Raw genomic sequence first — 22,716 nt, 5'->3', positions numbered from 1 at the left:
GACCGCGGCCGGTCACCCCTCGCGGAGGAACTCCACGGCGAAGTCGCACACATAGTCCGCGTCGGTGTCGGTGATGTCCTTCACGAACAGGCGGGCCTCGCGGCCGAGCCGCACCGAGGTGCGGCGCGCGGCGCGGTCGTCGTCGCTGTCGGTCGGCTGCAGCGCCGGGTACCACAGGGTGTGCCCGGGACGGCGCAGCACCTCGACCGGGGGCGACCAGTCCTGGGCGTTCCACCCCGCGCCGAGATCGGCGTGCGGGTTGAGGGAGACGAAGATGCTGTCCCCCACCCAGAACGCGTCATCGACCCTGCCCATCAGCATCACCCAGACACCGAGGTGCTCGTTCCAGCTGACCGACGGTCCCCAGTAGTAGCGCTCGTCGCCCTGCGACACCGCGCCACCGCCGGCCTCCCGGTCGATCTGGAGCGCGCGAATGGGCTGCCCCGCGGCGTCCCAGAGGGCCGCGAACGCCTCGCCGTCCCAGCGGCGAGCGGCACCGACCGGGTCATCGAGGTCGCTGAGCGGCACGCGCGCCACGCTGATGCACTGTCCGGATGCCTCGATGTCGGCACTCCACGTCGCGGCGTCGAACGGCTCGGGGTAGGCGTACTCCCCGAAGAAGACGTAGAGGTGATCGCCGCTGGCCACGGCGCTCGGGTCTCCCACCCCGCCCGGGAAGCAGTAGTTGCGATTGACCGGCAGCCGGATCATCCGCTCGTCCCGATCTTCCAGCAGGATGCCGCGGTCCTCCCAGCTCTCGCCGCCGTCGACCGACCGCATGATGCCGATGCGGGGAGCGGCCTGGATCGAGTCGTCGCCCTTGAGTCCCGGCGGCCAATCCCGGTCGCTCATCCCCTCGCCGGTGGCCGGATCGTAGGGCAGGGTCTCGGGGTAGTTCTCGTTGTGGTAGAGCGCGTAGAGCGTCCTCCCGGACGCGTCCTGCGGGTCCTGATAGACCGTCTCGAACCAGATCGCACCGTGCAGACCCGGAGTGCCGGGGGGCGCGTTGGGCGGCAGGACCGGCGTGCGGAAGGCCTCGGGCTCGGCGGCGAAAGCCTCGCTCACCGTGGCGCCCTCACCGATCTTCAGGTCATCGGCGCTGCCCCAGACCGGGTCCTCGCCGTACTTGCCGGGGAAGATCCGAAACCGATCCCCCACCCACGCCGCAGCCATGTTGCAGTCGACGAAGGAGCGGAACGTCACGCGCTCGACCGGGGAAAGCCGCAGGACGATGCCGTCCACACCGGTGCGGATGTCGCGGGGCCGGCGATCTCCGGCGGGATCCGCGGCGGCGGGAGAGGAGGGATCGGGGTCAGACATGACGGTCTCCGTTCGCATCGGATGCATCGGGGGTGAAGAACTGGAACGAGCCGCGAACCGGCTGGGCCGTCAGCCGGTAGGCGGGGAGGACGCCCGGGCCGCACCGCGCCGTGCCGACCCCCGCGCGGACGAGGTCGAGCACGATGTGGGTGCGTCCGTCGGAGATCAGCTCGTCGTCGTGCGCCGCGGCCCACAGGGCGGTCTCCGACCACGGGCGCACGGTGATCGCAGGGTCGCTCACCGGCCCGCGGGGCGACGTGGTGTCGAGTCCGATCTCGAGCGCGCGCCGCCCGGCCTCCACCCGCACCCAGGAGGCCGCCCGCGCACCGGCCTCCTGCGGCCGCACGGTGCGCTCCTGAAGCTCGGCGACCGCACCGGCGAACCAGCCGGCGGTCGCCGCCTGTCCCAGGTCGGGATAGGCGGGCCCCGGCCCGCGCCCGCACCACTCCAGCCGGCCCTCCCCGGCGATCGAGAACCCGACGCCCACGCGCGCCCAGTGCGCGGTCCACGCCGGCCAGTGCCCCTCCGGGTCGACGGCGAGATCGAGACGGATGCCGCCGTCGACGGCCCGCCACCGCCAGCGGCAGGTCACCCGCGCGTCGACCGCCGGCCCGCCGACGACGGTGCGGACGCGGATCTCACCGTCGGGGTGGTCGATGGACACCGGCTCGATCGCGACCAACCGGGACCGCAGGTCGTGCAGTCCGAGCAGCCGCCACCGTTCCGCATACGAGAAGTCGAGGATCTCGTCCCACCCCGCGTGCCGGTCGTTGTCGGTGGGCACCCGGTCGAGTACCAACCGCCAATCCGCCACCGCCAGGTCGCCGAGGCGCCGCAGCGCACCCGTTGCGGGATCGAGGTCGACATCGGCGAGGGTAAGGCGGCGGGATGATCCCGGACCACGCCGCTGAGCGGTGATCCCCGTCGGCACGGCGCCCGACACGCGCGAGACCACCCATCCGCTCGGCGCCCAGGCGGCTTCTCCGACCTGCACGGCCTCGACGGTCAGCACCGCAGACGGCGGCGCGGCGGGGAGATCGAGGGTGCATCGACCTCGGGGCGGAAGGGGCGGCGCGTCCAGCGCGCCCGTCTCGCGCACACCGGCGGCATCCTCGATCCGGTACCGGAGGGTGTACCGCGACGAATCCGTGTGGTCCAGGCGCGAGACGACGTGGAGCCGAGCACCGTCGATCGTCAACCGCAACGGCGCGAACACCTGGGCGAGGTCGGTCAGCTGGGCGCGCGGGCGGCGCTCGGCCGATACGAGTCCGTCGATCACGTCGTTGGCGTCGTGGAGGGGTTCGCCGAAGTCCCCGCCGTACCGGGTCACCGGGCCCCGGTCGGTGTCGACCTGCACGCCGTGTTCCAGCCACTCCCAGATGAATCCCCCCATGAGCCGGGGATGGGCATCGAACAGGTCCTGGTACTCGGTCAGTCCCCCCGGCCCCGTGCCCATCGCATGGGCGTACTCGCAGAGGACGAACGGCATCGCCCGCCGCCGTGCATCCAGCGCCTCGTCGGCGAGGGCCGGCTCGACCCCGATGGCGATCTCGGCGACCTCGTCGGGATGGGTGTACATCCGCGACCACACGTCGACGTGGGCGCTGGACTGGTCGCCCTCGTAGTGGAGCGGGCGGGTGTCGTCGCGGGAGCGGAACTCGTCGGCCATCGCCGCGACGTTGCATCCCTCGCCCGCTTCGTTGCCGAGCGACCACAGGATGATGCAGGGGTGATTCTTGTCCCGCTCGACCATGCGGGCGACGCGATCACGCAGCGCCGCCTCCCAGCGCGGGTCGTCCATCGGGTTGCCGCGCCACTCGATCTCGCCGAAGCCGTGCGTTTCGACATCGCACTCGTCGACGACCCAGAACCCGAGCCGGTCGGCCAGGTCGAGGAACATCGGGTCCGGCGGATAGTGGGAGGTGCGCACCGCGTTGATGTTGTGCCGCTTCATCATCAGCAGTTCGGCGGTGACCACCTCGGGCGGCACATGTCGACCCAGGCGCGGGTGGTGCTCGTGCCGGTTCACGCCGCGCAGCGAGACCGGGACGCCGTTGACCTGGAAGACCCCATCGACGATGCGCACCGTGCGGAAGCCGATCCGGTGCGTCACCGTCTCGGCGGCCGTGCGCACGCGGAGGGTGTAGAGGACCGGGTCCTCCGCCGACCACGGCAGCGCACCGGGCACGGGGGTGGGGTGGCCTGCCTGGACCCTCACGCCCAGCTCGGCGATCTCGATCGTGGCATCGCCGTCGGCCTCGAGGTCGGGCACGACGGTGAGCACCCCTCCGGAGGCGGTCCACTCGGCGCGCACCCGAACGTCGCGCACGCCGCCGAGGGGTCGGGCGCGCAGCACCACCGACCGGATGATGCCCGGCAGCCACCAGGCATCCTGGTCTTCGAGGTACGTCGCCGCGCTGAACTGGTGCACCCGCACCTCGAGCAGGTTGTCGGCCTCGAGCAGTCCCGACACATCGAACGCCATCGGCAGGCGACTTCCCCGGGTCGACCCCAGCAGGACCCCGTTCAGCCGGACATCGGCCGCCCCCTCGATCCCGCCGAAGCGCAGCTCGGCGCGCGGCGGCGGGTCGGCGAGGGGGAAGCGCCGTCGATACTCACCGACCGGATTCTCGTCCGGCGGGTGAGGGGGATCGATGGGAAAGGGGTACCACTTGTTCGTGTAGGCCGGACGGCCATGATCACGGCCGGGCGCGGCGTCGCGATCCAGAGCGGGCATGACGAAGCTCGCGGGGACGGGGATCGACCCCCATCCCTCGTCCATCCGCTCGGAGGGTGTCGGCGACCAGCGGAAGTCCCAGGTGCCGTCGAGCACCCACTCCGCCGCATCCGTCGTCCAGCTCGCCACGGTCGGAACGGTCCCGACGGCGGGGCCGAGGTCATCGAGCGCCTGCGGCTGCTCCGGATGCCGGCTCATGCGCGCACCCCCGAGAAGCGGAGAGTCCGGAACTGGAACGGCCGGAACTCGAGCTCGATCGCGCTGCCGTCGCCGGTGACCTCGACGACGGGGACGTCGCCGTGCACGTCTCGTTCCAACAGATCGGTCAGACGCACCGCGGCGGCGTGCGCGTGGAAGCCCACCCGCGTGCGAGCGCGTCGGCCGCCGGCCTCGTAGAGGCGCACGATGACGTCGCCGCTGCCGTCCTCGGCCTGCTTGACCGTCTCGACGAGCACCGACGGCGCATGGGAGGTGACCAGCGGCGGGATGGCCGCCGACGCCGCGCGCAGCGGAAAGGCCAGGTCGTACCCGAGGGCGACCGCGTCGAGCACCTCGGCACCCGGCCGCACCCGGAACCGCAGGACGTGCACGCCCTGATCGGCCTCGGGGTCGGGGAAGAGCGCAGCACGCAGCAGGGAGAAGCGCACCGAGGTCGTCGTGCCGCCGTCGTCGCGCGTGTGCCGCTCGACGTCGTATCCGTAGGTCGAATCGTTGGCCACCGCGACACCCCAGCCGGGTTCGGCCAGGTGGACGAAGCGGTGCTGACAGGCTTCGAAGCGGGCGTCGTCCCAGCTGGTGTTGGTGTGGGTGGGCCGGAAGATGTGGCCGAACTGCGTCTCGGCGGCGATGCGATCGGCGTGGACGTCGAAGGGCATCGCGAGCTTGAGGATCTTCTCGCGTTCCTGCCAGTCGACCTCGAACGTCAATTCCACATCTGCAGCACCCGGACGGAGCACGATGCGCTCGCGCACCGACGAGGAGGAGAAGCGGCGTACGACGACGACCGCCACCCCGCCGTCGGCGTCATGCTCGATGCTGCGCTCGTCGACGGCGGTGAGCTCGGTGACCGTCCGGCGGTAGTGGGCGTCGAGGTCCCACGCGTCCCACAGGTTCGGGAGGTCGCGGTGGAGGCGGAGGACGCCCAGCGCCGCTCCGGGCGGCACCGCGTCGCGCCCGTCCGCGTGGGCGATGAGCGAGCGGATGTGACCTTCGCCGTCGACGACGACCCGCACCTCGCCGTTGTCGAGCACGATGTCGTCGTCGGCCCGTGCGTCGCCGGTCGCCTCGACACCGCGGACCGGCGCGGCGGCGACTGCGGCACCGAGCGCCGGGGTCGCCGCGCGCGGGAACGGGCTGGCGTTCACGCGCACCCTGTCGTCTGCGTGTTCGGTCGATCCGTCGGCACACAGCGCCTCGAGGGCGTCGGTGATCAGCTCCTCCAGCTCCGCTGTGACGGCGGCGTGGCGCTCCTCCGCCTCCCGGTGCACCCACGCGATCGCCGAGCCGGGGAGGATGTCGTGGAACTGCAGCAGCATGACGGTCTCCCAGGCACGACGCAGCCGTTCGGCGGGATACGGGTGATTCCGGCGGACGGCAGCCGTCGTGGCCCACAGCTCCGCCTCGCGCAGCAGCGCTTCGTTCCGACGGTTTCCCTGCTTGGTCCTCAGCTGGGAGGTGAAGACGCCGCGATGCAGCTCGAGGTACATCTCCCCCGCCCACACCGGCGCATCGGGGTACTCCTCCTCGGCCGCCGCGAAGAACTCCCGCGGAGAGCCCACGCTGACGCGCGGTGAGCCTTCCAGGTCGGCGGTGCGCCGGGCCGCGGCCAGCATCTCGCGCGTCGGCCCCCCGCCCCCGTCACCCCACCCGAACGGCACGAGCGACATCGTCGCGCGGCCCTTCTCACTGAAGTTCCGCTCCGCGTGGGCGAGCTCCGCGCCCGACAGCTCGCTGATGTAGGTGTCCACGGGCGGGAAGTGGGTGAAGACCCGGGTGCCGTCGATGCCCTCCCACCGGAAGGTGTGATGCGGGAAGCGATTGGACTGGTTCCAGGAGATTTTCTGCGTCAGGAACCACCGCTCGCCGGCGGCGGCGACGATCTGCGGCAGGGCCGCGGAGTAGCCGAAGGAGTCGGGCAGCCACGCCTCCTCGCACTCGATCCCGAACTCCTCGAGGAAGAAGCGCTTGCCGACGATGAACTGGCGTGCGAGCGCCTCGGACCCCGGCATGTTCGTGTCCGACTCGACCCACATGCCGCCGACGGGAACGAAGGTGCCGGCGGCGACCTTCTCGCGGATGCGCTCGTAGACCCGGGGGTGGTGGTCTTTCAGCCACGCGTACTGCTGGGCGGAGGAGCAGGAGAAGACGAAGTCGGGGTCGTCGTCCATCAGCGCGGTGACGTTGGTGAAGGTGCGCGCGCACTTGCGCACCGTCTCGCGGATCGGCCACAGCCAGGCCGAGTCGATGTGGGCGTGACCGGTCGCGAGGATCCGGTGCGCCGACGCGCTCGCCGGCGCCGAGAGCACGCCCTGCAGCATCTGCCGACCGCTTACCGCTGAGCCGGCGACATCGTCGGGGTCGACGGCGTCCATCATCGTCTCCAGCGCGCGGAGGATCTCATGGCGTCGCGACGATGTCTCGGGAAGCTGCTCCATGAGACCGGTGAGGGTCCAGACGTCCTGAACGAGCTCCCACACCGTCTCATCCCGCAGCGCCACCTCGAGTTGACGCAGCTCGTAGAGGGGCTCGTCTCCCGCGGCATCCCACTCTCCCAGGGGCGTGGGGTCGAAGGTGTACTCGCCCGCCACATCGGGGTTCGCCGCCGCTTCGATGACGAGGTCGACGTCGCCGTCCGCGGGGTTCCACGACACCCATGAGTTCAGCGGCGCGATGGCCTTGATCGGTGTGCCGTCGGGCCGATAGACGAGGCCCTCGGCCTGGAATCCGGACCGGGACCGGTTGTACCCGAAGTCGACCAGCACCTCCACCGAGGTTCCGGCAGGCGCGCCCGTCTGCCACGAGGCGGGGAGCGGTCCGGTGACCCGGAACCAGACGGTGGACCACGCGCGCCCCCACCGCCAGCCGAGCGGTACGGGCTCGAACGACTGCCCGATGGCCTCGTCGAACGGCACGGGCTCGCGCGGCACGCGCCACGCGGCGGCCCGGAGCGGCTGGGCGTCCCGGTAGATCGCGGGGATCAGATGGTCGGTGGTGAAGCGGCGCAGCCGGGCTTCGACGAGGGGGTGATCGCTGTGCACGGTGACTTCCTGGAAGGTCCGGGGCTCGGTGGCGGGGGAGGGGGGTCAGGATGCCGGCGCGATGGCGAGCAGCCACGATGTCGGGTCGCCGGAGGTGGACAGCGCGACTCCGACGTCGAGGAGCTCGCGACCGTCGGCCGGCCGCACCTCGCCCGTGGCGAGGTCGGTCACCTGATAGCGCGCGTCGGCGTGAAGGGCGCTCAGTCGTACGCGCGCGGGCGGGCGCCCGCCCGAGAGCACGAAGGCGGCGACGACGTGGCGGTCCTCGCGATCGGACGACAGCTGGAACGCCGGCGCGCGCTCTCCGATCCCGCCGCGTTCGGGCGACGGCGAGAGGGGCCGGAGCACGCCGTCGCGCACGAGGGGTGCGATCTCCTCGCGGAAGAGCCGCACATGTTCCCGCAGCACGCCGCGGAGTGGGGGCGCGAGGTCGGTCAGACGCAGGCTCACTCCGAAGCGATGGAGCATCGCTGCGCGCAGCATCGAGGCGAACTCCGCCGTGCCGACGGACGCCCACTCCCGCTGCTGCGGCGGATAGTCGCCCCGCCACTGCGACTGCGACCAGTGCAAGATGCCCAGCGGCGGCAGCAGGCGCGAGGCGCCGTGGAGCACCTCGAGGTGGTGCTCGGTGTAATCGGGGTCGCTGAGGAAGAAGGCGTGCACGTGACGCGCGAGACCCAGGTCGATGCGGAGGCCCCCCGAGGAGCACGCTTCGAGGAAGACCTCGGGATAGCGCTCGCGCACCTCGTCGAGGACCCGATAGAGACCCTCGTAGTGGCGGAACAGGCCGTCGCCGGCCCCATGGCCGTGGTCGGTGCGGGTGCACCCCGCATCGGGGTCGATGTTGAAGTCCAGCTTGATCCACCGCGCCCCGAGCCGCTCGACGAGATCGCCGACAGCGGCGCGGACGTGGGCGCGGCCGGCGGGCGAGCCGAGGCAGACGTACCCCAGGAACCCCGCGTCCTCGGGATCGAGCGACACCGTCATGCGCCGGTAGGACGGATCCGGCGCGCGGGACTCGTCGGCGAGCGCGAGGAGGTCGGGGTGCTCCCTCCTCAGCCGCGCACTGCGGCCGACCGCCTCGGCCTCGATCCAGATGCCCGGGAGCACGCCCTCCGCCCGGACGGCGTCGCCCAGCGCGGTGAGGCCCGACGGGAAGCGCTCGGCGTTGACATCCGTCCAGTCCCCGCGCTGCTCCTGCCAGTCGCTGCCCGCGTCCGACGCACCGAACCACCCGGCGTCGACGGTCGCGACCTCCAGGCCGACCTCGGCTGCCACCGCCGCGTTCCGGGCGATGACCTCTTCGGTGACCTCGACGTCCTCGTAGGGCCACCAGTGATTCCACTCGGTGGGGACGGTGTCGGCGAATGGCGAGCGCGCGAGCCAGTGATCGCGCACGGCGCGTTGCAGTTCCACGGCCGCGGCATCCAGATCCGCGGCGGCGGCGACGACGACCGACGGCGCGGTGAGGCGCTCGCCGGGCTGAAGGGTCACCGACAGCTGCCACGGCGAGATCCCCGCGGTGACGACCCCGCCCGACAGTGCGGTGATGTGCCAGTTGCCGCTCCACGCGGGAGTGATGATGAGGGCGGCGGCGTCGTCTTCCCGCTCGATGCCGAGCCACGGCGCGGCGCCGTGCGAGGATCGACCTGATCGCACATCGAGGAAAAGGTCGTGACGAGTGGTGCCGTGGCGGGGTCGGAACTCATCCCCCCAGGCCGACCGGTACCAGCTGGTCCGCCAGTGCACGGCTGCGCCTGCTGCGGGACCGCGGAGGGTGAGAGCGCAGGCATCCATGCGCGTCACGGTGATCGGCTCGGCGCCGTCATTGCGCAGCGCGAGTCGCATCTCCCAGACCCCTCCCGATCCGATCCGCAGCGTCGACCAGTCGCGAGTGAGCCCTTCGCGGTCGGCGACCACCTGCCCGGGGTCCAGCCGCGCGATCGTGCCACCGTTCAGGCGGAGGTCGGCACCGTGGTCGCCGGGCACGGCATCGGCCGACGACGCGGCGGCCGGTATATCTGGGGTCATCATCGTCCTCAGGGTGGCGGGAGTTCTTAGATCATATCTAAAGCGAGGCTTCCCCCGTCAAGAGAACCGGCTAAGCGCCGAGGATGCGCTTTGATACGATCAATCGACCTATCGATGGAGGACACGTGATCTCTTCCCCCCAGCCTCCCGCGCCCCTGCGAGTCGGGATCGTCGGCACCGGATACGCCGGGACCACCGCCGGCGAGGCGTACCGCGCGATCCCCGGCGTGGAGGTCGTGGCCGTCGCCGGCAAAGAAGCCGACCGGCTGGCGGCGCTCTCCGCCGCCTGGGGCGTCGAGGATGTCTACCCCGACTGGGAGTCGATCGTCGCCCGGGACGACATCGACGTCGTGAGCGTCGCCACACCCAATGCGCTGCACGACGTGATCTCCATCGCTGCGCTCCGCTCAGGCAAGCACGTGTTCTGCGAGAAGCCGCTGGCGATCACGGCAGCTGCGGCCCGCGCCATGGTGGCCGCCGCCACAGAGAACGACCGGGTTCTCGAGGTGGCGTTCAACCATCGCCGCCGCGCTGATGTGCAGTGGGCCCACCGCTATCTCGAGGAGACCGGGGTCGGGCCGATCTACCACGCCCGCGCCTCGTGGAAGCGGCGCTCGGGCATCCCGGGCCTCACCTCGTGGTTCACCTCGCGCGACCTCGCCGGGGGCGGGGCCCTGATCGACCTCGGCCCTCACGTCATCGATTCCCTCCTCTACCTGATCGGGGAGCCCCGGGTGGTCGCTGTGAGCGCCGTGGCCCACGGCGAGCTGGGCCGCGCCGGGTACGGGGCGATGGACAACCGCGAGCAGATGGCGGGGTCCGGACGCTTCGAGGTCGAAGACCTCGTCTCGGCCCTGCTGCGCCTGGAGAACGGTGCCAGCGTCGCACTGGAGATCAGCTGGGCCGGCCACACGGCCGACGATGAGGACATCTCCATCGAGCTCCTCGGCATCGACGGCGGCCTTCGCCTGTTCGTCCCCCGGTACAAGCCGCAGGACACGCTGTGGGTGTACCGCCACGAAGCCGGCGCGCCCGTCACGCTCCGCCCGGACGTCACCGTCGCCGGAGGCGAGCACAGCCTCGTCATCACCGAGTTCGTCGACGTGGTCCGCTCCGGCGACTGGACCGGCCACCACGGCGAGTTCGCCCTCCACCGCACCGAGATCATCGATGCCTGCTACCGGTCGGCCGCCGAAGGGAAAGAGGTGACGCTGTGACGATCCGCGTGACGGTGTGGAACGAGAACCGGCATGAGCGCCGGGCGGGCACCCGGCCGGCCGAGCTGTACCCCGAGGGCATTCACGGAGCGATCGCCGCAGGCCTGCGCGCTCACCTCGGCGCCGACGTCGAGGTGACCACCGCGACGATGGAGCAGCCCGAGCACGGTCTTCCCGTCGAGGTCGTCGAATCCACCGACGTGATGCTGTGGTGGGGTCACGAGGACCATCCGGGCGTCGATGACGCCGTCGTCGACCGCGTCCACCACGCGGTCCTCGGAGGGATGGGACTCATCGTCCTGCACTCCGGGCACTACTCGAAGATCTTCCGCCGCCTGATGGGGACGACGTGCTCGCTTCGGTGGCGCAACGACGGAGAGCGCGAGGTGGTGTGGACGGTCGCTCCGCGGCATCCGATCGCCCAGGGCATCCCCGACCCCCTCGTCATCGGCGAGCAGGAGATGTACGGGGAGTTCTTCGACATCCCGGTCCCGGAGGAGCTGATCTTCCTCTCGGCCTTCTCCGGCGGCGAGGTGTTCCGCTCCGGAGCGACCTGGACCCGCGGGGCGGGGCGGGTCTTCTACTTCTCCCCCGGCGACCAGGAGTACCCGGTCTACCACCACCCCGACATCCAGCGCGTGCTCGCCAACGGGGTGAGATGGGCGGCGCCGAGCGGCCGGGGGCTGCCGCTGGACGCCACCCATCAGCCCCGAGACTGGTTCACCGACTGACACCCACCTGCAGACCCTGCATGATGTAGCGCGACGCGAAGGCCAGCAGGAGCAGGGGCACCGATGCCGTGACGAACAGCCCCGCCGACACCAGCGGCTGGTCGGTGACGAACCTCTCACCGATCGTCGCCAGGGTGGGGGTGAGCAGCCACATCGACTGGTCTCTGATCAGGATGATCGCGAAGATCAGCTCGTTCCACACGCCGAGGAACTGCAGCACCGCGAGGGTGGCGATGCCGCTGGAACCCATGGGCAGCACGATCGACCACAGGGTGCGGAAGAGCCCTGCCCCGTCGATGCGCGCCGCCTCCATCACTTCGTCGGGTATGCCGCGGAAGGTCAGCGTCAGGAAGAACGTGGCGAAGGGCAGCCCCGTGGCGACGTAGACGAGGATCAGCCCGGCGTACCCTCCGAGCCCCAGACGGGCGAGGAGCAGGTAGATCGGAATGATGAGCACCGGGCCGGGGATGAGCATCACCGACACGAAGGTCGCGGTGATGTACTTCGCTCCCGGCACCGGGAGCTTCGCCAGCGCATGCCCGGCGATCGTGGCCAGGATGAGCACGATCACCACCGAGACGGTCGTGACGAACATGCTGTTCAGGAAGGCCTGACCGAGGCCGTAGGAATTGGCCAGGGTGGCGTAGTTCGAAAGGGTCCACTCCCCCGGAAGGCCGAACGGATCGCGCAGATAGTCGGCGTTGGGCCGGAGCGAGGTGATCACCACGAACCACAGCGGGTAGAGGATCGAGACCGCCACCAGGCACAGGGCGATGAAGATCGGCCACCTCGTGCGCCTGCTGCTGAGACGGGAACTCACCACGTCGGTCATCAGTCCTCCTCCTGCAGTCGGAACACGCGGTTCTGGATCAGGGTGAGGATGCCGATGAAGAGGAACAGCACCACGGCGAGCGCCGCACCGGATCCGAGGTTGCTGCTGGAGAAGGCGCGGAGGTACACGAGGTAGTCGATCGTGGTGGTCTCGAACCCCGGCCCGCCCGCGGTCATGACGAAGACGAAGCCGAACAGCGACGTGAAGGTGTAGAGCACGTTGATGATGAAGACGAAGCCGAGCACCCGTCGGATGTTGGGAAGGGTGATGTACCACAGCCGCTTCCACCACCCCGCCCCGTCGATGGCGGCCGCCTCGAACACGGCCGGGTTGATCGAGGTGAGCCCCGCCAGCAGCAGGAGCGACTGGTAGCCGAAGCCCGACCAGACGAGCGCGAGGATGATGACGGAGATCGCCAGCGTGCCGTCGGTGAAGAACTGCACCGGCTCCAGGCCGAACAGCGCCAGCGCCTGATTGACACCGCCGTAGTACCCGAAGGCGTTGCGGAACATGATGCCGATGACCGCCACGGACAGCACGTTCGGCAGGAAGAAGATCAGCCGGAAGAACCGCCACCCCCGCACGCGCTCGAACAGCAGCACCGAGACGATGAGCGCGACGAAGATGACCAGCGGCACCGAGATGAGGAACTTCAGGTTGTTCAGGAAGACCTGGTGCACGACCGGGTCGGTGAGCAGGGCGGTGTAGTTCGCGAACCCGTTCCACTCGAAGGTGAGTCCGTTGGTCCGGGTGAAGGAGATGAAGACGGCGAAGGCGACCGGGAAGGCCATGAAGCCGACCACGACCAGGAAGGCGGGGAGCACCGAGGCGAGTCCCACGAGGCGGTCGCGCCGGCGCAGGCCCCCGGGCCGGCGGTGCTTCTGGGCGGTGGCTTCGATGATGGGCGCCTCGTCCGAGGCGCCCATCAGCGAGCCTTCGAAGGCGGAAGTCACTGGTTGGCGATCTCCGTGGCGTACGAGTCCGCCAGCTGGCGTACGGCGTCCTCGGGCGTGATGGAGCCGAGGAACACGCCGGCGTTCACGCGGTAGAAGAGGTCGATCGTGGCCTGCGGCATCACCGAGTCGAAGGCGAAGACGACGCCGTCGGTGGCTTCCTGGAGCTGCTCGAACTCCTGCTGCAGCAGCGGGTTCTCGATCAGCGAGGCGTCGGCGTCCTCGTGGTTGGACGCCTGCGTCTGGTACAGCTCGACGAACCGGTCCTGGTTCGCAGGCTCGGCGAGGAACTGCAGGAACTCGCCCGCGAGCTCCTTCTGATCGGAGTAGTTCGTCATCGAGATCGAGATCTCCGGGCCGCCCGCCGCCATGTTCGGATACGGCGCGTCCTCGAACATGGGGATGAAGAACACGCTGACGTCCTCACCGAACGCGTCGACCATGTTGTTGTTCTCCCAGCTGCCGACGATGTAGTAGGCGCCCTCACCGCCGACGAATCCTGCCGTCGACTCGCCGTTGGAGACCTGCCCGGCGTCGGGATTGGCAAGGCCCGACGCTCCGAGCTCGGCGAAAGCCTCGTAGGCCTTCACCATCGCCGGGTCGTCGACGGGGATGTCGCCGGCGTACATCTGGGTGAAGGCGGTCTCTCCGAGTTCGCCCCCGACCAGCGCGCTGATGATCCAGGCACCGACGTACCCCTCGAGGTTGGCCATCCAGAAGGCGTTGTAGTCGGTGTTCTCGACGATCTGCTCGCCGTTGGCCATCAGCTCCTCCCACGAGGTGGGCGGGTCGGCGGGGTCGAGCCCGGCCTCCTCGAGCATGGCGTTGTTCGCGAACACCGTGAAGAGGTTGCCCGCTCCGTAGGGCATGCCGAGGATGGCGCCCTCGGGATCGAAGTCGGCGCGATTGACGTTGAAGCCCGCCATGGAGTCGATGATCTCTGGGGTCAGGTAGGGCTCGAGGTCCTCGAAGAACTCCGCGAAGGAGATGGTCGGGCCGCCGGCGTACTGGATGCGGATGTCCGGGCCGTCTCCGGCGATCGAGGCCGCCTGGAACTGCGCGGAGTTGGCGGAGATGTCGCCACCCTGCTGGACGACGGTGACGGTCACCCCGGGGTTCTGCTCCTCGAACTCGGCGGCCATCTGATCGATGAAGGAGTTCTCGAGGTCGGCCTCGCCGCTTTCGAGAGTCCTGCCGAGGATGCCGGTGTCCCAGATGACCAGCTCCTGGTCGCCGGACTCACCGCCCCCCGCCGGGGCGCACGCCGCCAACGAGACGACGAGCCCAGAGGCGAGAACGAGCCCGCCGAGCGCGCGTGTGTTCATTGCTGTGTCCTTCCTTGGATGCAACGCATGAGCGGCAGCTGCCGCTCACGGGGTGAGCGCGCGGAAGAGGGCGACGGCGAACATGCAGCGGCGGCACGGGCCCCACTGCTCGGGCGTTGCGACATCATCGTCCCATCCACATCGACTGTGCGCGGGCCGATGGCCTCGCGTGACAGGATTACATCATACGTGTACGGAGAAATCCATGATTTGTCGCGGGGAATCTTCTTCGCGCTTTGCAGAAGAGGCGGCTATACATATGATGTAACCCTGAGGCGGCAGACCGCAGTGAGGCTGTGTGCGCGCGAGGCCTCCGGTCACTCATCCCCGAGATGCGAAGGCGGCATCACCTCATGAACACGGACGCCCGATGAACATCGACACCGTCGACTTCTTCTACGTCTCCATGCCCGAGGTCACCCTCGAGGCGGACGGCAGCCAGGATGCGCTCCTGGTCCGCGTGCGCGCCGGCGACCACGAGGGCTGGGGCGAGTGCGAGGCGTCTCCCCTGACCTCCATCGCCGCCTTCGTCACCCCGCGCTCGCACGGTGTCTGTCAGCCCGTGGCGGCGAGCGTGATCGGTGAGCGCCTCGACGGACCGGTCGACATCCGCCGCATCGCCGCACTGGTCGAGCGCAACAGCATGGACCTGCTCCAGGCCGCCCACACGTGGTCGGGCATCGAGATCGCCCTGTGGGATCTGCTCGGTCGCGCCCGTGACGAACCGGTGTGGCGGATGCTGGGGTACGACTCGTCGCGCGGAAAGGTCCCCTACGCCTCCCTCCTCTTCGGCGCCGATCCCGACGCCACCCGCGTGCGCGCTCGCGATCAGGTCGCTCGCGGCTTCCGCGCCGTGAAGTTCGGCTGGGGTTCGTTCGGCACCGGCGATCCCCGGATCGACGGCGATCACCTGGTGGCGGCGCGGGAGGGGCTCGGCGATGACGGGATTCTTCTCGTCGACGCCGGCCAGATCTGGGGCGACGACGCCGAGCGGGCATCCCGACGACTGGCGGCCCTCCAACAGGCCCGCGCGACATGGCTGGAGGAGCCGTTCGTCCCCCACGCCTTCGCCGCGTACGCAGAGCTCGCCGGGCAGTCGGGCACGGTCGGCATCGCCGGGGGCGAGGGGGCGCACACCGTCCACATGGCGACGAACCTCATCGACTACGGGCACGTCCGCTTCATCCAGATCGACGCCGCCCGGATCGGCGGGATCGGACCGGCGTGGGATGTCGCCCAGCACGCCGTAGCGAAGGGCGTGACCTTCGTCAATCACACCTTCACGTCCCACCTGGCGCTCTCGGCCTCTCTCCAGCCCTTCGCGGGCCTGGCCGATCACCGGATCGCCGAGTTCCCCGTCGAGCCGAAGGCGGTCGCCCTGGCGATCTCGACCGATCACCTGCGTCCCGATCGCAACGGCGAGATCCACGCTCCCGACGCTCCGGGCCTCGGAGTCGATGTCGACCTGGTGGGGCTGACACCCTACCTGCGCGAGGTGGAGATCCTCATCGACGGCGAGCAGACCTTTCGGAGCCCCACGGTGGCGGCCGCCGCGCATAAGGTGAAGGCAACCGCGAAGGCGTGAGGAGATGACGGTGGCCGAGACCCGCGACCCTGAGCACGGCTCGGGGTACACGATGCGCGGTCTGCAGGGCCGGGTCATCGAAGGGATCGGCCGGGCAATCATCCGGGGTGACTACGCCCCCGGCGAGCTCGTCCCCAAGGAGGCCGAGCTCACGGAGGCGTACGGCGTCAGCCGCACCTCGGTCCGCGAGGCGATGCGGGTGCTCGCGGCGAAGGGACTGGTCGACATCCGGCAGAAGATCGGCACGCGGGTGCGACGCACCGAGCAGTGGAACGTCTTCGACGCCGACATCCTGCGCTGGCACAGCGACGAGGGCCGCGGCGAGAGCATCCTCCGCGACCTCGTCGAGGTGCGCCAGATCATGGAACCCCAGGCGGCGCGGCTCGCAGCCGGACGCGCGAGCATGGAGGACCTGCGGAGGCTGGAGACGGCGCTCGGCGCCATGCGCGCCGCCACCGCCGACCGCGAGACCTATGCGCACGCCGACGTCGACTTCCATGTCGCCGTCTACGGGGCCTCGCACAACGTCCTCCTGCGGCAGTTCGGGGCGGTCATCGCGGACTTCATGTACCTGAGCTTCAGCGTCCAGCAGCAGACCGCGTCCGGCGACGCGGTCTTCGCGGGCGACGTCGAGCAGCACGCCGCCGTGCTGCATGCGATCCACCGGGGACGCGGCGAACAGGCCGCCGAGGCGATGCTCGACGTCGTGCTCGACGGGAAGACGGCGCTGATCCGGGCCCTCAGCGGATCGCACGACGACCGCACGTGAGCGGCATCACCCTGCGGGCCGGCGACACCCGTGCGCTCGTTCTGCCCGATGAGGGCGGCGTCGCCGCCGAGCTCTCGGTCGGGGCCTTCGACGTGCTGGCGCGGACCCCGTGGGCGGCGAGCGCGCGGCCCGCGCCGGTGCCCGCCGAAGACGAGGCGACGTGGGTCGGCCGATGGCGCGGGGGATGGCAGCTCTGCTTCCCCACCGCCGGGGCGGCGGACCCTGACGCTCGTCCCCGCCAGGGTTTCCACGGCGTGGCCTCGCAGGACGCGTGGACCGTCCGGCGCGTCGGCGAAAGCTCCGCCGAGCTCGCATGGGCGGACGAGGCGGGCCTGTCCGCGGCCCGGCGCTGGAGCATCGGCGCGGGGACGCTCGGGGCTGTCACAACAGCCGTCAACGGCGGCGCGGACGCGCGCCGGATCATCGTCGCGGAGCACCTCGTCCTGGGGCAGGACGTGCTGGCACACCTCACCGAGGCCGACGGCACGCTGGGGATCCAGGCGTCGGGGACGCTCGCTGAGCTGGACTACGCCGGGAACCCGACCGGGCGCGCCACCGCCTGGCCCGGCCACGGCTGGGATCGCGCGAACCGGAGCACACCCGCGCGGGTCGCCGCCCTGCAGCATCCCGTCCCCCGGGTGATCACGGTCACCGGGCCGCACCTTCGCGCGACCGTGTCGTGGGAGGGGCTGGAGCACGCCCTGCTGTGGGAGGAGTTCGGCGCGAGCCGCGAGGCTCCCTGGGGCGGCGCCGTCCATGCGCTCGGCGTCGAGCCCACCTCGACCCCGCACGGCGCAGGAACGGCGCACCCGGGCGGCATTGTCGAGCTCGGTCCCGGGGAGAGCATGACGTGGGCGACGCGCCTGGACCTGCAGGTCACCGAGCGCACGACCCTCACCCGTCCCGTCAAAGGAGAACGCCGATGACGTCACCGCCGAACGCGATCGAACCGCTCCGCTGCCTCGTCACCGGCGCCCGCCGCGGGATCGGCTCGGCGATCGCCGCACGACTGGCCGCTGCCGGGAACGTCGTGGTCGGCCTCGACATCGAGACCGGTGAGGGCAGCCTCCCCCTCGTCGCCGCCGACCTCGCCGACCCCGGCTCCCGCGCCGCGGGATTCGCTCGCGCCCTGTCCGAGCTCGGTGGGCTGGACGTCCTGGTGAACGCCGCGGGCGTCTTCCGCTCCGGCGGCGTCCTCACCTCGACGCCGGCGGAGTGGGCGCCCGTCTGGGCCGTCGATCTCGAGGCACCTCTTGATGTGATGCGACTCGCCGCGCCGGTGATGACGATGAACGGCTTCGGCCGGATCGTCAACATCACCAGTGTCCACGCCGCTGTCGGTAGCCGGGAGAGCCTGGCCTACGACGTCGCCAAGGCGGGACTGGAAGCGGCGACGCGCTCCGCGGCCCTCGATCTCGCCCCCCACGGCGTGCTGGTCAACGCCGTGGCCCCGGGATTCGTGCGTACGCGGATGAGCATGCTGCCCGACGGCCGCGACGAGACCGAGACCGAGGCCTTCATCGCCACCTATGTCGAGGGCGGACGCCTGCCCCTCGGGCGGCCGGCCGCTCCGGCGGAGGTCGCCGAAGCGGTGGCCTTCCTCGCCGGCCGCGCCAATACGTACGTCACCGGTCAGGTCCTGACGATCGACGGCGGGCTGACGGCGACGTTCTGATCGACGGTGCCGTTCTGATCGACGATGCCGTTCTGATCGACGATGCCGAGGCTGCGCTCGGGCTTCGCGATCGAAGTGTCACACTTTGTCGCCTTGAGCGCCCCAACCCGACCATCTGCGCCACTTCTCGCCGCCCGGGCGGAAGGAAGTGTCACACTTTGTCGCCTTGAGCGCCCCAACCCGACAATCTGCGCCACCTTCTCGCCGCGGGGGACTCAGCGCGCAGCGCGGGACTCAGAGCGGGGGGCTCAGCCCGCAGCGCGCAGCAGGCACGCCTCGGCGGCGACCCAGCCGAGCATCGCGCACTTCACCCGCATGACGTAGCGGGCGACGCCCTGGAACGCGGCGGCATCCTCGAGACGCTCGGGCGGCTCGACGCCCGGCGAGCGCAGCATGGTGCGGAAATCCTCGATGAGCGCCCGGGCCGCCTCGACGTCGGCGCCCTTCAGCAGCCCCGACATCACCGACGCCGACGCCATGGAGATGCTGCACCCCTGGCCGTCCCAGGCGAGCTCGGTGACCACACCGTCCGCGACGACGAGGCCGAGGGTGATCTCGTCGCCGCACGAGGGGTTCAGCTCGTGATGGGTGACGGCGAAACCCGAGACGTCGCCGCGCCCCTCGGGGTGACGCGAATGGTCGAGGATCACCTCGCGGTACAGGCTCTCCAGCTCGCTCATCGGTCGGCTCCGAAGAACGGGCGCACCTCGGCGAGCGCATCGGCGAACCGCGCCACTTCTTCCGCCTCGGTGTAGACGTAGGCACTGGCGCGCGTGGTCGCCGCCACCCCGAGCCGGCGGTGCAGGGGCTGAGCGCAGTGATGCCCGGTGCGCACCGTGATCCCCCGGTCATCCAGGAACTGCCCGACGTCGTGCGCATGCACCCCGTCGACGACGAAGCTCACGAGCGGTCCGCGCTCCGCTCCCTGCGGCGCACCGATGAGCCGCACGCCCGGCGTGCCGACGACCGCGTCGACCAGCAGGCCGGTCATCTCGTGCTCGTGGGCCGCGACAGCCGGCATACCGATCCCCCGCAGGAAATCGGATGCCGCGCCGAACCCGACTGCCTGACTCACCGGCTGCGTGCCCGCCTCGAAGCGGTACGGGGCGGGGAGGAACTGGGCCGACTCCATCGTCACCGTGGTGATCGTCGACCCGCCGGTGCGCGCGGGCGGCAACAGGTCGAGGAGGTCCTTGCGGCCCCAGAGCGCACCGATGCCGGTCGGACCCAGCATTTTGTGGGCCGAGAACGCCGCGAAATCGACCCCGAGCGAGGGGAAGTCGACGGGATGATGCGGCACCGACTGACACGCATCGAGCACCGTCAGCGCACCCCGGCGCCGGGAGAGCGCGACGACGTCGGCGACCGGGGCGATCATGCCGGTGACGTTGGAGACGTGGGCGAACGCGATCACCCGCGTGCGCTCGGTGACCACGGCGGCCAGATCGTCGATCCCCCAGAGGCCGTCATCGTCCACCGCCGCCCAGCGCAGCGTCGCGCCGGTGCGCGCCGCGAGGCGCTGCCACGGGAGGAGGTTCGCGTGGTGCTCGGCCTCGGTGACGACGATCTCGTCGCCGGGCCCGAGGCCGAACCGGGCGCGGGCGTCGTCGCCGCCGAGGCCGAGCGCGGCATCCGACATCCCGAGGGCGACCATGTTGATCGCATCGGTGGCGTTCTCGGTCCAGACGATCTCGTCGCTCGCCGCCCCCACGAACGAGGCCACGCGCGCGCGGGCCTCTTCGAAGGCCAGGGTCGCCGCCCCGGTCGCCATGCTCGAGCCCCGGTGCACCGCGGCGTAGTCGGTGGCGGCGAACGCCGCCTCGGCGTCGATCACCTGTCGCGGGCGCTGCGAGGTCGCCGCGGAGTCGAGGTATGCGCGATCGGGATGCGCGGCGAGGAAGGGGAAGTCGTCGCGCAGGCGGGCCGGGAGGGTGATCATCACCCTCCAGTCTCTCGCGGATCGGCGCGGCGCGCTCGCCCGCGTCCCGCCGTTGCGAACGGGTTGCCCGGCGTCGGCCTTCCCGTCATGGGCGGGCGCGAGCGCGGCGGGGCCTGATACCCTCGGGACGTGACCCTGACGTGTCGTTGTTGTGAGTGAGCGCCCCTCGGCGCGCCTTCGACGACCACTGACCTCCGGCTGCCACCCGCAGCCCCGACTCAGGAACACACTGTGCGCTACGCCTCCCATGTCGCCGACCTCGTCGGCCGCACCCCCCTCGTCCGCCTGAACCGCGTCGTCGCTGACGTGAAGCCGACCGTGCTGGCCAAGGTCGAGTACTTCAACCCCGGGGGATCGGTCAAAGACCGCATCGCCCGCCGCATGATCGACGCCGCCGAAGAGAGCGGGCAGCTCCAGCCCGGCGGCACCATCGTCGAGGCCACGAGCGGCAACACCGGCGTGGGGCTCGCCCTCGTCGCCCTCCAGCGCGGCTACCGCATGATCTTCGTGGTGCCCGAGAAATTCTCCGGCGAGAAGACGGCCGTCCTGCGCGCCTACGGCGCCGAGATCGTCACCGTCCCGACGAACGTTCCGCCGGATCATCCCGACTCCTATTACTCGGTCAGCGATCGGCTGGCCGAGGAGATCCCGGGGGCGTTCAAGCCCAACCAGTTCGCCAACATCAACGGGCCCCTGTCGCACTACGAGACGACCGGCCCCGAGATCTGGGACGACACGGAGGGCCGGGTCACCCACCTCGTCGCCGGCATCGGCACCGGGGGGACGATCACCGGAACGGGGAAGTATCTGAAGGATGTCTCCGACGGCCGCGTCACGGTCATCGGCGCCGACCCCGAGGGGTCGATCTACTCCGGCGGGCCCGTGCACGGCTACCTCGTCGAGGGCGTCGGCGAGGACTTCTGGCCCACCACGTTCGACCCGAGCGTGGTCGACCGCTACGAGCGGGTCGACGACCGCGAATCGTTCGAGATGACCCGGCGCCTGGCGCGTGAGGAGGGCCTTCTCGTCGGCGGATCGTGCGGCATGGCGGTCGTCGCGGCCCTCCGCACTGCCCGCGAGCTCGGCGAGGACGACGTCGTCGTCGTCATCCTCCCCGACTCGGGCCGCGGCTACATCAGCAAGATCTTCGACGACGAGTGGATGACGAGGAACCTCCCGTGAGCGTGAACCCTGAGACGCACCGCTTCGACAGCCTCGCCGTCCACGCGGGCCAGGAGTTCGACCCCACCACGGGTGCGGTGATCCCCCCGGTGCACTTCTCCACCACCTTCGCACAGGACGGCATCGGCGGACTCCGGCAGGGATACGAGTACGGGCGGAGCGGCAACCCCACCCGCACGGCGCTGCAGCGCCAGCTCGCTGCGCTCGAGGGCGGCGCCCACGCGTTCTCGTTCTCGTCGGGTCTCGCCGCCGAGGACGCGCTGCTGCGCGCCACGCTGAAGCCCGGCGACAGCGTGCTGCTCGGCAACGACGTCTACGGCGGCACGCACCGGCTGCTCGCCCGCGTGCTCGCTCCCTGGGGTGTCGAGATGCGCACGGTCGAGATGTCCGACCCCGCGGCGGTCCGCGCCGCGCTCGCGGAGCGCCCCGCGCAGGTGCTGTGGGTCGAGACGCCGTCGAATCCGCTGCTGAAGATCACCGACATCGCCGAGCTCGCGGCGATCGGGCACGACGCCGGAGCGCGCGTCGTCGTCGACAACACCTTCGCCACCCCCGCGCTCCAGCGCCCCCTCACCCTCGGCGCCGACGTCGTGGTGCACTCGGTGACGAAGTACCTCGGCGGACATTCGGATGTCGTCGGCGGGGCGCTCGTGCTCGATGATGACGAGCTCGCCGAGAAGATCGGCTTCCTCCAGTTCGCCGTCGGCGCGGTCTCGGGCCCGATGGACGCGTGGCTGGCCTCACGCGGCATCAAGACGCTGGGGATCCGGATGGCACGCCACAGCGCCAACGCGACGGCGGTCGCCGACGCGCTCCGGAGCCACTCCCGCGTCGCGCGCGTCTACTACCCCGGCCTGGAGGACCATCCCGGCCACGCCATCGCGGCACGCCAGATGTCGGGCTTCGGCGGGATCGTCTCGGTCGCCTTCGAGTCGGGCGAGGTCGCCCGCCGCTTCGCCGAGTCGACGCAGCTGTTCCAGCTGGCCGAGTCGCTCGGCGGCGTGGAGTCGCTCGTGAACTACCCCGACGCGATGACCCACGCCTCGGTCCGCGGCACCGAAGCCGCGGTGCCGGTCGAGGTCGTGCGCTTGTCGGTGGGCATTGAGGATCCCGCCGACCTCATCGCCGACATCGACGAGGCACTGCGCCGAGCGACCCGCTGA

At 70.6% G+C, this 22,716-nt stretch carries 17 protein-coding genes; 8 read left to right on the top strand and 9 right to left on the bottom strand.

Going from position 1 to position 22,716, the window contains the following annotated elements:
- Nucleotides 1-12: 12 nt before the first annotated feature.
- Genes HDC37_RS01195 through HDC37_RS01180 form a run of 4 tightly spaced genes read right to left on the bottom strand, consistent with a single transcriptional unit; the run spans nt 13 to nt 9,348 of the window.
- Entirely contained in the window at nt 13-1,320 is a 1,308-nt protein-coding gene (locus HDC37_RS01195; RefSeq protein ID WP_179558573.1) for a hypothetical protein, read from the bottom strand.
- On the bottom strand, nt 1,313-4,255 hold the full coding sequence (locus HDC37_RS01190) for a glycoside hydrolase family 2 TIM barrel-domain containing protein (RefSeq protein WP_179558572.1): 2,943 nt from the start codon (nt 4,253-4,255) through the stop codon (nt 1,313-1,315). The genes HDC37_RS01195 and HDC37_RS01190 overlap by 8 nt, the downstream gene beginning before the upstream one ends.
- Nucleotides 4,252-7,314, bottom strand: a complete 3,063-nt coding sequence (locus HDC37_RS01185; protein WP_179558571.1) for an alpha-mannosidase — start codon at nt 7,312-7,314, stop codon at nt 4,252-4,254. The genes HDC37_RS01190 and HDC37_RS01185 overlap by 4 nt, the downstream gene beginning before the upstream one ends.
- Before the next feature lie 45 nt (nt 7,315-7,359).
- A complete protein-coding gene (locus HDC37_RS01180) occupies nt 7,360-9,348 on the bottom strand; it encodes an alpha-galactosidase (protein WP_179558570.1) in 1,989 nt (662 codons plus the stop codon).
- A 122-nt stretch (nt 9,349-9,470) separates the two neighbouring features.
- Here HDC37_RS01180 and HDC37_RS01175 point away from each other — a divergent pair, with 122 nt between their 5' ends.
- Both HDC37_RS01175 and HDC37_RS01170 read left to right on the top strand, forming a co-directional pair.
- Nucleotides 9,471-10,562, top strand: coding sequence for a Gfo/Idh/MocA family protein (locus HDC37_RS01175; protein WP_218869250.1), 1,092 nt, complete (start codon nt 9,471-9,473; stop codon nt 10,560-10,562).
- A 2-nt stretch (nt 10,563-10,564) separates the two neighbouring features.
- Nucleotides 10,565-11,293 (top strand): ThuA domain-containing protein, encoded by a 729-nt coding sequence (locus tag HDC37_RS01170; protein ID WP_308472073.1) that lies wholly within the window; start codon nt 10,565-10,567, stop codon nt 11,291-11,293.
- Here HDC37_RS01170 and HDC37_RS01165 read toward each other — a convergent pair.
- The 3 genes from HDC37_RS01165 to HDC37_RS01155 are packed head-to-tail and all read right to left on the bottom strand — an operon-like array spanning nt 11,283 to nt 14,403.
- A complete protein-coding gene (locus HDC37_RS01165; protein ID WP_179558567.1) occupies nt 11,283-12,125 on the bottom strand; it encodes a carbohydrate ABC transporter permease in 843 nt (280 codons plus the stop codon). The two genes, HDC37_RS01170 and HDC37_RS01165, sit on opposite strands and share 11 nt — an antisense overlap.
- Nucleotides 12,125-13,051, bottom strand: a complete 927-nt coding sequence (locus tag HDC37_RS01160) for a carbohydrate ABC transporter permease (RefSeq protein WP_218869249.1) — start codon at nt 13,049-13,051, stop codon at nt 12,125-12,127. Before HDC37_RS01160 ends, HDC37_RS01165 begins: the two co-directional genes overlap by 1 nt.
- A gap of 23 nt (nt 13,052-13,074) precedes the next feature.
- Entirely contained in the window at nt 13,075-14,403 is a 1,329-nt protein-coding gene (locus HDC37_RS01155; RefSeq protein ID WP_179558565.1) for an ABC transporter substrate-binding protein, read from the bottom strand.
- A gap of 370 nt (nt 14,404-14,773) precedes the next feature.
- On the opposite strand from HDC37_RS01155, the gene HDC37_RS01150 reads away from it, so the two are divergent.
- From HDC37_RS01150 to HDC37_RS01135, 4 genes are read left to right on the top strand one after another with little or no spacing between them, the layout of a single operon-like run.
- Complete coding sequence (locus tag HDC37_RS01150) at nt 14,774-15,988, top strand: mandelate racemase/muconate lactonizing enzyme family protein (protein WP_179558564.1); 1,215 nt, start codon at nt 14,774-14,776, stop codon at nt 15,986-15,988.
- 10 nt (nt 15,989-15,998) lie between these two features.
- The gene (locus HDC37_RS01145) at nt 15,999-16,757 is read left to right on the top strand and encodes a FadR/GntR family transcriptional regulator (protein ID WP_308472044.1); all 759 of its coding nucleotides are present in this window, start codon (nt 15,999-16,001) and stop codon (nt 16,755-16,757) included.
- Nucleotides 16,754-17,683: a hypothetical protein gene (locus tag HDC37_RS01140; RefSeq protein ID WP_179558562.1), complete on the top strand. Its 930-nt coding sequence runs from the start codon at nt 16,754-16,756 to the stop codon at nt 17,681-17,683. Before HDC37_RS01145 ends, HDC37_RS01140 begins: the two co-directional genes overlap by 4 nt.
- Nucleotides 17,680-18,432, top strand: coding sequence for an SDR family NAD(P)-dependent oxidoreductase (locus HDC37_RS01135; RefSeq protein ID WP_179558561.1), 753 nt, complete (start codon nt 17,680-17,682; stop codon nt 18,430-18,432). Before HDC37_RS01140 ends, HDC37_RS01135 begins: the two co-directional genes overlap by 4 nt.
- Before the next feature lie 248 nt (nt 18,433-18,680).
- Here HDC37_RS01135 and sufU read toward each other — a convergent pair whose 3' ends face one another.
- Together sufU and HDC37_RS01125 are read right to left on the bottom strand one after the other, a co-directional pair.
- On the bottom strand, nt 18,681-19,112 hold the full coding sequence (gene sufU, locus HDC37_RS01130; RefSeq protein ID WP_179558560.1) for a Fe-S cluster assembly sulfur transfer protein SufU: 432 nt from the start codon (nt 19,110-19,112) through the stop codon (nt 18,681-18,683).
- Nucleotides 19,109-20,371: an aminotransferase class V-fold PLP-dependent enzyme gene (locus tag HDC37_RS01125; RefSeq protein ID WP_179558559.1), complete on the bottom strand. Its 1,263-nt coding sequence runs from the start codon at nt 20,369-20,371 to the stop codon at nt 19,109-19,111. The genes sufU and HDC37_RS01125 overlap by 4 nt, the downstream gene beginning before the upstream one ends.
- 231 nt (nt 20,372-20,602) lie before the next feature.
- On the opposite strand from HDC37_RS01125, the gene HDC37_RS01120 reads away from it, so the two are divergent.
- Nucleotides 20,603-21,553, top strand: coding sequence for a cystathionine beta-synthase (locus tag HDC37_RS01120; RefSeq protein ID WP_179558558.1), 951 nt, complete (start codon nt 20,603-20,605; stop codon nt 21,551-21,553).
- Nucleotides 21,550-22,716, top strand: a complete 1,167-nt coding sequence (locus tag HDC37_RS01115; protein ID WP_374939120.1) for a cystathionine gamma-synthase — start codon at nt 21,550-21,552, stop codon at nt 22,714-22,716. The genes HDC37_RS01120 and HDC37_RS01115 overlap by 4 nt, the downstream gene beginning before the upstream one ends.

Source organism: Microbacterium sp. AK009 (assembly GCF_013410955.1).
In the GTDB taxonomy this organism is placed as follows: Bacteria; Actinomycetota; Actinomycetes; order Actinomycetales; family Microbacteriaceae; genus Microbacterium.
Note: the sequence above shows the minus strand (reverse complement) of the source record. Positions and strands in the feature narration are given on the sequence as shown.

Coding starts and splice junctions, on each gene's coding strand:
- HDC37_RS01135 (WP_179558561.1), top strand. CDS start 17,680: ATGACGTCACCGCCGAACGCGATCGAACCGCTCCGCTGCCTCGTCACC.
- HDC37_RS01150 (WP_179558564.1), top strand. CDS start 14,774: ATGAACATCGACACCGTCGACTTCTTCTACGTCTCCATGCCCGAGGTC.
- HDC37_RS01180 (WP_179558570.1), bottom strand. CDS start 9,348: ATGATGACCCCAGATATACCGGCCGCCGCGTCGTCGGCCGATGCCGTG.
- HDC37_RS01190 (WP_179558572.1), bottom strand. CDS start 4,255: ATGAGCCGGCATCCGGAGCAGCCGCAGGCGCTCGATGACCTCGGCCCC.
- HDC37_RS01155 (WP_179558565.1), bottom strand. CDS start 14,403: ATGAACACACGCGCGCTCGGCGGGCTCGTTCTCGCCTCTGGGCTCGTC.
- HDC37_RS01195 (WP_179558573.1), bottom strand. CDS start 1,320: ATGTCTGACCCCGATCCCTCCTCTCCCGCCGCCGCGGATCCCGCCGGA.
- HDC37_RS01165 (WP_179558567.1), bottom strand. CDS start 12,125: ATGACCGACGTGGTGAGTTCCCGTCTCAGCAGCAGGCGCACGAGGTGG.
- HDC37_RS01160 (WP_218869249.1), bottom strand. CDS start 13,051: ATGGGCGCCTCGGACGAGGCGCCCATCATCGAAGCCACCGCCCAGAAG.
- HDC37_RS01125 (WP_179558559.1), bottom strand. CDS start 20,371: ATGATCACCCTCCCGGCCCGCCTGCGCGACGACTTCCCCTTCCTCGCC.
- sufU (WP_179558560.1), bottom strand. CDS start 19,112: ATGAGCGAGCTGGAGAGCCTGTACCGCGAGGTGATCCTCGACCATTCG.